Origin of the sequence: Gordonia namibiensis NBRC 108229, from assembly GCF_000298235.1 — a bacterium.
In the GTDB taxonomy this organism is placed as follows: domain Bacteria; phylum Actinomycetota; class Actinomycetes; order Mycobacteriales; family Mycobacteriaceae; genus Gordonia; species Gordonia namibiensis.
The window spans coordinates 56,114-66,082 of sequence record NZ_BAHE01000035.1; the positions used below are offsets into that span (position 1 = coordinate 56,114).

11 protein-coding genes are annotated in these 9,969 nt (G+C 67.8%); 7 read left to right on the plus strand and 4 right to left on the minus strand.

What is annotated here, in order from left to right; all coding sequences use genetic code 11:
* Nucleotides 1–53: 53 nt before the first annotated feature.
* Nucleotides 54–683: a superoxide dismutase gene (locus tag GONAM_RS17230; RefSeq protein WP_006868039.1), complete on the minus strand. Its 630-nt coding sequence runs from the start codon at nucleotides 681–683 to the stop codon at nucleotides 54–56.
* Nucleotides 684–1,164: 481 nt separating this feature from the next.
* On the opposite strand from GONAM_RS17230, the gene msrA reads away from it, so the two are divergent.
* Together msrA and GONAM_RS17240 are read left to right on the plus strand one after the other, a co-directional pair.
* On the plus strand, nucleotides 1,165–1,878 hold the full coding sequence (gene msrA, locus GONAM_RS17235) for a peptide-methionine (S)-S-oxide reductase MsrA (RefSeq protein ID WP_006868040.1): 714 nt from the start codon (nucleotides 1,165–1,167) through the stop codon (nucleotides 1,876–1,878).
* Nucleotide 1,879: 1 nt separating this feature from the next.
* A complete protein-coding gene (locus GONAM_RS17240; RefSeq protein WP_006868041.1) occupies nucleotides 1,880–2,971 on the plus strand; it encodes a winged helix DNA-binding domain-containing protein in 1,092 nt (363 codons plus the stop codon).
* Here the strand turns inward: GONAM_RS17240 and GONAM_RS17245 are convergent.
* The gene (locus GONAM_RS17245; RefSeq protein WP_006868042.1) at nucleotides 2,940–3,707 is read right to left on the minus strand and encodes a VOC family protein; all 768 of its coding nucleotides are present in this window, start codon (nucleotides 3,705–3,707) and stop codon (nucleotides 2,940–2,942) included. The two genes, GONAM_RS17240 and GONAM_RS17245, sit on opposite strands and share 32 nt — an antisense overlap.
* Before the next feature lie 99 nt (nucleotides 3,708–3,806).
* On the opposite strand from GONAM_RS17245, the gene GONAM_RS17250 reads away from it, so the two are divergent.
* From GONAM_RS17250 to GONAM_RS17270, 5 genes are all read left to right on the plus strand, one after another.
* On the plus strand, nucleotides 3,807–4,670 hold the full coding sequence (locus GONAM_RS17250; protein WP_040536797.1) for a S49 family peptidase: 864 nt from the start codon (nucleotides 3,807–3,809) through the stop codon (nucleotides 4,668–4,670).
* Between the two features lie 390 nt (nucleotides 4,671–5,060).
* Nucleotides 5,061–5,423 carry a rhodanese-like domain-containing protein gene (locus GONAM_RS17255; RefSeq protein ID WP_006868044.1) on the plus strand — a complete coding sequence of 121 codons (363 nt, stop codon included), beginning with the start codon at nucleotides 5,061–5,063 and terminating at the stop codon, nucleotides 5,421–5,423.
* A 110-nt stretch (nucleotides 5,424–5,533) separates the two neighbouring features.
* Entirely contained in the window at nucleotides 5,534–6,409 is an 876-nt protein-coding gene (locus GONAM_RS17260) for a DUF4328 domain-containing protein (RefSeq protein WP_245548636.1), read from the plus strand.
* Nucleotides 6,406–7,215: a glycerophosphodiester phosphodiesterase gene (locus tag GONAM_RS17265; RefSeq protein WP_006868046.1), complete on the plus strand. Its 810-nt coding sequence runs from the start codon at nucleotides 6,406–6,408 to the stop codon at nucleotides 7,213–7,215. Before GONAM_RS17260 ends, GONAM_RS17265 begins: the two co-directional genes overlap by 4 nt.
* Before the next feature lie 62 nt (nucleotides 7,216–7,277).
* A complete protein-coding gene (locus tag GONAM_RS17270) occupies nucleotides 7,278–8,201 on the plus strand; it encodes a DUF5926 family protein (protein WP_006868047.1) in 924 nt (307 codons plus the stop codon).
* A gap of 88 nt (nucleotides 8,202–8,289) precedes the next feature.
* Here GONAM_RS17270 and GONAM_RS17275 read toward each other — a convergent pair whose 3' ends face one another.
* Nucleotides 8,290–8,826, minus strand: a complete 537-nt coding sequence (locus tag GONAM_RS17275; RefSeq protein WP_006868048.1) for a ferritin — start codon at nucleotides 8,824–8,826, stop codon at nucleotides 8,290–8,292.
* Nucleotides 8,827–8,921: 95 nt separating this feature from the next.
* A partial coding sequence (locus GONAM_RS17280) for an LCP family protein (protein ID WP_006868049.1) occupies nucleotides 8,922–9,969 on the minus strand: 1,048 nt, incomplete at its 5' end.

The window sequence follows — 9,969 nt, forward strand, 5'->3', positions numbered from 1 at the left end:
CGGCGCCGGCCACCCGAAGGTGACCGGCGCCGTTGGTGTCTGGCGAAAGAGGATCAGGCAGGAACGACGAGGCCGCTGCCCTGGGTCTTCGCGCGACCGTAACGCTCGCCGGCGTCGGCCCAGTTGACCACGTTCCACCAAGCCTTGACGTAGTCCGGCTTGACGTTCTGGTAGTCGAGGTAGAAGGCGTGCTCCCACATGTCGAGCATGACGACCGGGATGATCGCGGCGGGGATGTTGCCGCTCTGGTCGGTCAGCTGCAGGATGACCAGCTTGCCACCGATGGTGTCGTAGCCCAGGATCGCCCAGCCCGAACCCTGCAGGGTGGTGGCGGCGGCGGTGAAGTGGGCCTTGAACTTGTCGAAGCCACCGAACTGCTCGGTGATCGCGGCCGCGAGATCACCCTCGGGCTCGCCACCGCCGTTGGGCGACAGGTTCTTCCAGAAGATCGAGTGGTTGGTGTGGCCGCCCAGGTGGAAGGACAGGGTCGCCGACAGTCCGTAGACCTTTCCGGCGATGCTCTCGTCCTCGCGGGCCGCGGCCAGCTTCTCCAGGGTGTCGTTGGCGCCCTTGACGTAGGTCGCGTGGTGCTTGCTGTGGTGGAGCTCCATGATCCTGCCGGAGATGTGCGGCTCCAGTGCCGCGTAGTCGTAATCCAGATCCGGCAAGGTGTATTCAGCCACGATGTTCCTCTCTGAGGTGCTTTCGTATTCCCTGTTCACACGTGGGTCCGCCGATTGTGTCGGCGCCACGCGGATGTTTCCACCCTTCCCCACACCCTGGGTGATTGCAACAAACAGGCCCGAAGAAATATCAAGTGCGGTTGAAGATCACAGGCTCAGATCAGAGCGAGTGCAACGATCACGGCCAACAGGGCGACGATGCTCAACGCGATGGTGCGGCAGCTTCTCGCGACGTCGTAGTTGGCGCGCGGTGCGCCGCGAGGAGTCCGGAGGGAACCTCGATAGTCTCCGGTCGCGTGCGTCGCCATTGTCGCCCTTCATCAGCGGATCGGCTCAGCATCCCGGTGTCGTCAGCCCGAGGGCCGCAGCGACGTGACGGGAGTCACATGCCAGGATGTGACCGCCATCATAAACAGACTGGGTCGGTTGACTCAACTCGGGAACTCAGGAGACGGCCAGGCGGCGCGCGTAGACTCGGCGCATGTCTTGGCTCGACCAGCTCTTCGCCGCCAGTTCGCACAAGCAGGAACTCATCGCGGCCGATTCCGCACTACCCGGACGCGACACCGAGATCACGGTCCCCGGAGTCCATCTGGTCCTGCAGACCCCCATGCGTGGTCGGCCGGAGGCCGACGGCTCCTACGCCAACGGCGGTGTCGGCACCTTCGACGACGGCCTGTCCGCGGTGATCCTGGCGGGTGGCTGCTTCTGGGGGATCGAGGAGATCTTCTGGCAGGTCCCGGGTGTGTACACCACGGCGGTCGGGTATGCGGGCGGCCACACGCCCAACCCGACCTACGAGGAGACCTGCACCGCGCGCACCGGTCACACCGAGTCGACGCTGGTCGTCTTCGACCCGGCGGTCATCGACCTCGAGGGAATCCTCAAGATCTTCTGGGAGTCGCACGATCCGACCCAGGAGATGCGTCAGGGCAATGACATCGGTACCCAGTACCGGTCGGCGGTCTACACCCTCTCCGACGACGACGCCGCGACCGTCGACGGGTCGGCGGCGAAGTTCCAGACCGCGCTCGATGCCGCCGGTGTCGGGTCGATCGCCACCGAGATCAAGCCGCTCGCCGCCGCGGGCGACGGACACTTCTACTACGCGGAGGATCTGCACCAGCAGTACCTGGCGAAGAACCCGCACGGTTACCGCTGCCACGCGGCGACCGGGATCAGCTACCCCGCCTGAGGTGTCCGAGCCGATCACCCTGCGGCAGTGGAATCGCACGCTGCTGTCCCGCCAGCACCTTTTGGAACGCGTCGACGAGGACGCGATCGAGGTGCTCGACCGGTGTGTTGGACTGCAATCCCAGGACCCGCGTGCGGCCTTCTTCGGATTGTGGTCCCGTATAGAAGGATTCGACGCGGCCGAACTCGACGACCTCCTCACCGAGCGCGAGGTCGTGCGGATCGCGTTGCTGCGTTCCACGGTGTTCCTCATCGATGCCGAGGACGCCCGGTGGATACGTCCGCTCGCCGAGCCGATCCTCCGGCGTGAGATCGCCGAAGCGCACGTCCCGAGGCTGGTCGACGCCGATCCGTCGCGGGTGATCGCCGACGCCGCCGAACTCCTGGCCGGCCGTGAACTCTCCGGCGCCGACCTGGGGAAGCAACTGGCGCTGCGGCATCCGGCGGAGAACCCGTCCACGCTCACCGGGATCGCCCGCTGCGGACTCCCGCTCGTCCAGGTTCCGCCGCGCGGGCTCTGGCGGGGCCGCGGGGCGCCCACCTACCGGCTGTTCGACGAATGGGTCGGTCCGGGCGAACCGGCGGTCGCGGGCGAGGACGCGCGAGCGGACCTGATCCGCCTGTACCTGCGCGGCTTCGGGCCGGCCACCGTCAAGGCCATCCAGACCTGGGCGGGCATGACCGGACTCAAGGCGCTCGTCGAGAAGATGGAGGCCGACTGGGAACTCGTCCGGCTGACCGGTCCGCACGGCGAGATCCTCTACGACATCGACGGACTCGGCCTCGCCGACGCAGACGCTCCCGCTCCGGCCCGGCTCGTGGCGCCGTTCGACCACGTCATCGCGGTCTCGGCCGACCGCGCCCGGGTCGCCGACCCGGAGTTGTTCCGCCGCACCGTCACACCCAACGGCCGGTCGCCAGGTTTCGTCTTCGCCGACGGATTCCTCGCCGGCACATGGCATCTCGACGCTGCAGCCGGGATACGGATCGAAATGTTGCGTGAGGTCTCGAAAGCCGAGAAGCGCGAGATCGACGCCGAGGCGGAAAGGCTGCGCGAATTCCTCAGTCGCCCGTCCGGGGATTACGCGAGGTGATGCAGTACGGGCGTCCCACCGGGTCGGCCATCGTCGTCCAGTGCGGGTAGTGCTCGATCGCGCGGGCGCCCCAGCCCTCGTGTCGTGCGACCTCGTCGGGGACCGAGTTGGTCGCGAGGTCGAGGTGCCCGGTCGCCGGTGACGAGCCGTCGGGCTTGGTGCCGTGCGGGTCGGACTGTCTGCGCTGCAACAGGATTCCGATGGTGATCGCGGGGTCGCGGCGCAGGGCCACGAGTTCGGGCCGGGAGCCGGGCGGTTTGAGCGGCCATCCGGTCAGCTCCGTCCAGAACGCGACCTCGGCGTCGAAGTCGGCTGCGGGGATGTCGATGCACAACTGATCGATGATGCTGATGGCGTCACCGGGCCAGCGGATCGGCCGGGACCGTGTGGACTCGCCCTCCCACGGCACCAGACAGAACACGAAACCGGCGGGCGAACGGAGGACGAGGTGGGTGCCGGCGTCGTCGCTGAGCGTCGCGCCCAGTCCCACGGCTTCCTCGGCTGCGGCATGCGGGTCGTCGGTGTGGATGTCGAGGTGGACGCCGCCTGGACCGTCGTCGACCCGTTGCACCCGGAGGTGGGGGTCACCGTGGAACGGTTCGAGGGAGGCGAACTCGCGGTGTTCGCCGCGGGGCGGCGACACGGTGCTGCCCGCGATCGCGCGCCAGAAGGTCACTTCGGCACCGAACTCGTCGGCTGGGAAATCGAGGAATGCGCTGAGCCACCTGACCTGCACGCGGGAGAGTCTACGGTGCGAGTGCACCCGGTGTGCTGCGGAATGCGCAGGCGCCCCACTTGAAACGGCAAGCGGTTGTCCGCCATTAGACTCGGGCAGATGACTGCAGGACCGCTGGCGGCGGTGGGCAAGAAGTTCGCGAAGTCGCGTGCCGAGCACGTCGCGGTGGTCCGACTCGACGGCCCGATCGGCGCGGCCGGCATGGGCAAGCACGGGCTGACCACCGACACGGTCGAGCCGGTGCTCAAGCAGGCGTTCGCCACCGACCGGCTCAAGGCTGTCGTCGTCGTGATCAACTCACCCGGTGGTTCGCCGGCGCAGTCGGAGTACATCGCCGAGCGCATCCGGCAGCTGTCCGCGGAGAAGGGCGTACCGGTCCTGGCGTTCTGTGAGGACGTCGCGGCGTCCGGCGGCTACTGGGTCGCCTGCGCGGCGGACGAGATCTTCGCCGCCCACACCTCGATCGTCGGTTCCATCGGGGTGGTGTCCTCGGGGTTCGGCTTCTCGGCCCTGCTCGACCGGTTCGGCGTGCAGCGTCGCCTGTACGCCACCGGGGAGAACAAGGCCCGGCTCGACACCTTCTCGCCGGAGGTCGCCGAGGACGTCGAATGGCTCAAGGGTCTCCAGGGGCAGCTGCACGAGGCGTTCATCGCATGGGTCCGGCAGCGTCGGGGCAAGAAGCTGACGGCCTCCGACGAGGAGCTCTTCAACGGCGATGTGTGGGTCGGGCGCCGGGCGGCCGAACTCGGCCTGGTCGACGGCATCGGCGTCATGCGGTCGGTGGTCGCCGAGCGGTATCCCGACGCCGAGATCACGGTCATCGAGGCACCCAAGCCGTTGCTCGCACGTCTGGTCGGCAATCAGATGTCGGTCTCCGGTCTGGCCGAGGGTCTCACGTCGGGCGTGATTGCCGCGATCGACCGCGCCCCCGCGGTGCGGACCGGGTTTCTACACCGTGACTGACGGGTAATACCAGACCCAGTTCGGGGGGATTCCCCAAGGGTTTGTCCCCACGTTATCCACAGGTGTGTGCACTGGAAAGAAAATGCACCACCGGTCGACCCCTGCAGTTTCGTGAATTTCCTACGCGCACATCGGTCTAAACGAGTGATCGCAGTCACATCGACAGGGGCTTTGGCCAGGGTTTTTCCACAGTTTCCACAGCCTCATCCCCAGGTTGACGGTGAGGTGTGGATTGTGGACAGCTGTCTGTTTGCCGCATGTGGATAAAGCTATGATGATCAGCATAGGTCGCTTTGGGCGGTCTGTACGATTCAGAATGTGAGCTTCACAACACTGCTGAGAATGGCCGTGCAGGTGACGTGACGCCCGCGGGGCCTCGACTGTGCCACCATGGAAATCGTGACCATGGGCGACATCACGCAGGTGCCGGTGACCGATTTGCCGGACGACTTCACTCAGACGGCCGACGCGGTGATGCTCGACGTCCGTGAGGACGACGAGTGGGCGAACGGACACATCCGCGGCGCCGTCCACATCCCGATGGCCGAGATACCGGGACGACTCGGCGAACTCGACCCCGACGCCGACCTGTACGTGGTGTGTCATTCGAGCGGGCGCTCGATGCGGGTGCTGCAGTACCTCGCGCAGGTCGGGTACGACGGGATCTGCGTGCGCGGCGGAATGCTCGCATGGCAGGAACACGGCAAGCCCGTGGAGTTCGGCACCGGGGACGGCGGGGGCGACGCCCACTGATGATCGACCTCTGTCCGCGGTGCCGTATCCAGGCGCCGCACCGCCCCGGGCGCGAGCACTGTCCTCGCTGTGGCGGCCCGCTGAGCGTCGTCGACGACGCCGCTCGTGCGATGTCCGCACCCGCGCGCCCCGCGCCGCCCCGAACGGCGCCGACCGGCCGGCTGTACCGCGGTCGGAACGTCCGCTGGGTTGCGCGGCGTCCTCCCGAGGCCATCCCCAGCCGCCGCGGACCGTCGGGCCCGCGCGGCCCGCGTCTCATCCCGCGCTACGTCTACATCCCCACCTGGGGTCTACACGACGAGCCGTTGGCCGCCGACGCGACGCACGACCGGATCGACTCGTCACGGGCACGCCTGCTGTTCGCGCTCGTGGTGGCCGGTACGGCGCTCGCGGCGTCGGCGGTCATCCATCTGGTCCGCTACGTCCTGCTGGCCGTCAACCGCACCCAGCCGCTCCCGGAACCGCTGATCGTGGTCTCCGACTGGTTGATCGTGTTCGCGGGTGTGGCGGCCTTCCTTGCCTACGTCTGGGCGACCCTCGCGTTCACCCGCTGGGTGATGGACCTGAGGGCCGGTACCTATGAGGAAGCCCGGCTCCTCGACCCGAGGCGTCCCCTGTGGGTGGCGGTGCTGGTGGGGGTCCCGCTGGTGAACCTGGTCGGTGCGCCGCTCGTGATCGGCGAGGTCGTGGCCCTGCGCGTGGCCCACGATCCGTCCCTCGATGCCGAACTCGTCGGCCGCCGTGTCCGCCGGCTGTGGGTCGCGTGGGTGGTCGTCACCGTAACCGCCGTCCTGGCGCTGATCGCCCGTGCCGTCGCGTGGGGATCGGACTCGGTGCAGACCGGGGCCAACGCGCTCACCATGGTGATCCTCAGCGCGGCCGTCTCGGCCGCCTTCGCCTTCTGGATGGCACGCCGCGTGCCGGTGCTGTTCGACGCCGCCACGGCGGTCCCGGTCCCGAAGAGAAGGTGGGTGGCGGTCGGATGAACTCAGGTGTGAACGTGGGCGCGGCCGAGAAGGTGTCGCGCTCGGGTAAGCCCGCGGTGGTCGCGCACCGCGGCGCCTCCGGGGACCGTCCGGAACACACCCTGGCCGCATATGAACTCGCACTCGCGCAGGGTGCGGACGGACTGGAGTGCGATGTCCGGCTCACCGCCGATCACGAACTCGTCTGCGTGCACGACCGGACCGTCGACCGCACCTCGAACGGTTCCGGCATCGTCAGCGAGATGACGCTGGCCCAGCTCCGCGAACTCGACTTCGGAAGTTGGCATTCCGCGGGCGATCCCGCGTCGATCCTGACGCTGCGCGAGCTGCTCACGCTCACCTTGGACTGGCGCCGGCCGGTCCGGTTGTTCATCGAGACCAAGCATCCGGTGCGGTTCGGCAGTCTCGTCGAGCAGAAGCTCCTCGAGATCCTCCACGAGTTCGGCGTCGCCACCCCGCCGTCGGCCGATCACAGTCGCGCCGTGGTCATCTCGTTCTCCTCTGCCGGCGTCTGGCGTATCCGCCGCCATGCCCCGATGCTCCCGACCATCCTGCTGGGCGACACCGCGCGCGTACTTGGCGGCAGTGCGGCGACCGCCGTCGGGGCCACCGGGATCGGTCCCTCGGTGATGACCCTGCGGCAGTACCCGGATCTCGTCGACCGCGCCGCCGCGGCCGGGCGCGTGACGTACTGCTGGACCGTCGACGAACTGGTGGACGTCCAGCTCTGCGCCGACCTCGGGGTGCGCTGGCTGGCCACCAACCATCCGGCCAAGGTCCGCGACTGGCTGGTGACCGTCGACTGAGCGCGGCTCTACACCTGCCCAGGCTTCTCGGCGCTCTGACCGGCTCGTGAGAGAGTGGACCGATGGGCAAGAAGAGCAAGCGGGGCAGTGGACCCCGCCCGGGAAGCAATCGCGCCGAGCGGGTCGCCGCTCGTAAGGCTCGGCAGGCGGCGTCCATGGCACCGCCGCCGCGCCCCTTCGCAGGGCTGGCCTCCGAATGCGATTTCGTGGCACTGCGGACCTTCGTCGCATCGGCGACCGCACGTCTCGAGCTGACGGAGCCTGCCGACACGCGCAACGACGTCTCCCTCGTGACGATCCTGCCGGGTGCCGGTCCGGCGCTGGCACGTGAATCCAACGGCGCCACAGAGGGTTTGGTGGGCCTGCAGACCGAACCGGATCGCATGGCGCCGGCCGTCGAGCTGGCCGCCGCCATCGCGTGGGCCGCGCACGCCGAGGCCGGCAGCGAGTTCGACCTCGAGTCCGCCGACGAATCGCCCTCGCTCGACGAGGTGCTGAAGGCCGACGCGATCCTGGACATCACCGTGCACCAGGACTTCTCGTGGTGGTTCCCGGAGGGGACCGAGGTGCCCGCCGAGATCGCGCCGATGTTCGAGCGCGCCAACGAGTCCGTGCTGCCGACCGCGCGCCTCGTCGTCGACAGCGGTTCCGGAGCCCCGTGGTGGGTGGATGCCGGCGAGCGGGCACACCTGCGCTGGATCCGCCCCGAGCCCGAGGACGACCTCATGGCCGCGATGGCCCGTCTCCATGCGGCCGGCCGTCTGACGATGGGCGAGGGCTCGCGCTTCGCCGGGTCGTTCCGCACCCACGGCCTGCTGGTCCCGGTCTTCGACCTCGACAACGAGATGCACCACGAGGAGTGGCAGGCGGGTCTCAACCAGCTCGATCAGTGGCTGGGCGAGGCACTTGCCGACTCCTCGGAGCTGACGATCGCCGAGCGGAGCTCACGCGACGGCATCCGCGGCCGCCAGGTCACCCTGCGCTGAGCGTGAACTTCTGAAAACCGTTTCGGCGGCGCGACTTCGGATGAAGTCGCGCCGCCGATGTCGTTCCGGGGCTCGTGCCCAGATGTGCCTAGATGTTGCCTCCGGCAACGGGCGGCGAGGTCGGGTCGTCGGCGGTGGTGCTGTTGAACTCGCGCTCGACGAAGTTCTCGAGGTCGAACAGATTGCCCTTGCAGCGGTCGGCGATGGTCTGGAGGGTCGTCATGGTGGCGACCTCCTCGACCTGCTCCTTGAGGAACCATTGCATGAACTGCTCGCCGAGGTAGTCGCCGGTGTCGCGGGCCGACTTGGCGAGATCGACGATCTGCTGGGTGACCGTCTTCTCCTGCTCGAGAGCGAGATTGATCGGTGCCTTGTAGTCCTCGAACTTGTTGTTCGGGGCGGAGACGCCGGGGATCTCGACCTCCATGTCCCGGTCGAGGAAGTACTGCACGATCATCATGGCGTGGTTGCGCTCTTCGACGGCCTGGCTGTAGAAGAGCTTCGCCAGCTGGGGCATGTCGTGGTTGTCGAAGTAAGTGGCGACCGCGATGTACTGCTGCGAGGCGTAGAACTCGTTGCCGATCTGATCGTGCAGCAGCTGGTGGAACTTCGTGAATTCGGTCATGCGTCCATCGTAGGTGCCGAAAACTGCCGTCTACCAGCAAGTTCAGGCTAACTAAGGCAAGTCTGACCTGTCTTTGGACAGCCTGGCCACCCTGGTCACCCGGCGTCGACGAGCAATTCGTCGGGGATGGGCTGACCTGCGCGTAGGAGACCGAAGAACTGCTCGGTGGTCTCCGTGACCGGTAGTGCCAGACCGTCATCGGTGTAGATGCTCTCGCCCGTGGGTGTGGTGGTTGTCACCGGGTCGCGGAGCGCGAACATCAGCGAGGCCAGATTCCAGATGTGGTCGCGCTCGTCGACGGTGAGAGAGTCGATGGCGCCGCCGATGAAGCCGAACAGCCGGAACGGGTTGAACAGCACGGCGGGGCTCGTTGCGCGAGAGACCAAGGCGGCGAGGAACTTCCGCTGGTTGATGACGCGCTCGAGATCGGCCCGGGGGAAGGCACGGGTCCGGACGAGGCCGAGCGCCTGGCGCCCGTTCAGGTGATGGCACCCCTTGGACAGTCTGAGCCCGGCCTTGGGGTCGTTGAGCGGTTGGTCGATGCACATGTCGACACCCCCGACGGCGTCGACCAGGGTGTCGAAACCGCCGAAGCCGATCTCCGCGTAGTGGTCGATGTGGATGCCGGTCAGGTTCTCGACGGTCTGCACCAGCAGCTGCGGACCGCCGATGTTGTACGACGCGTTGACCTTCAGGCTGCCGTTGCCGGGGATCTCGACGTAGAGGTCGCGCGGGATGCTGACGACTGTCGCCTTCCCGTTCCCGGGCGGGTTGTGCACCAGCATGATCGTGTCGGTGCGCGAGCCATCGGCGTCGCCGGTGGACAGGTTGGTGCGCTGGTCGGCGGACAGGTCGGAGCGGGAGTCGGTGCCGACGATGAGCCAGTTGGTGCCGGGAGTGTCCGACGGCCGCCCGGCGTACGCGGGGAGCGCGTCGATGCGGTCGAGTCGCGAGTCGTAGTAGAAGAGCAGCCCGGCGCTGCCGAGCACGAACACGAGCAGCAGGATCAGCAGGATCTTGCCGACCCGCAGCGTGCGCCTGCGACGACGCCGGGGACGCGGCGGTTTGGCGGCGGGCGGGGAACCGGCGGGCGGCGCGGGCGGACGCGTCGACGACCGGCTGCGGTCACCTCGGCGTTCGCCG

What these genes read in the sequence shown, in the direction of transcription:
- msrA (WP_006868040.1), top strand. Translation starts at nt 1,165, where the DNA reads ATGTCTTGGCTCGACCAGCTCTTCGCCGCCAGTTCGCACAAGCAGGAA.
- GONAM_RS17265 (WP_006868046.1), top strand. Translation starts at nt 6,406, where the DNA reads ATGAACTCAGGTGTGAACGTGGGCGCGGCCGAGAAGGTGTCGCGCTCG.
- GONAM_RS17255 (WP_006868044.1), top strand. Translation starts at nt 5,061, where the DNA reads ATGGAAATCGTGACCATGGGCGACATCACGCAGGTGCCGGTGACCGAT.
- GONAM_RS17260 (WP_245548636.1), top strand. Translation starts at nt 5,534, where the DNA reads ATGTCCGCACCCGCGCGCCCCGCGCCGCCCCGAACGGCGCCGACCGGC.
- GONAM_RS17250 (WP_040536797.1), top strand. Translation starts at nt 3,807, where the DNA reads ATGACTGCAGGACCGCTGGCGGCGGTGGGCAAGAAGTTCGCGAAGTCG.
- GONAM_RS17270 (WP_006868047.1), top strand. Translation starts at nt 7,278, where the DNA reads ATGGGCAAGAAGAGCAAGCGGGGCAGTGGACCCCGCCCGGGAAGCAAT.
- GONAM_RS17275 (WP_006868048.1), bottom strand. Translation starts at nt 8,826, where the DNA reads ATGACCGAATTCACGAAGTTCCACCAGCTGCTGCACGATCAGATCGGC.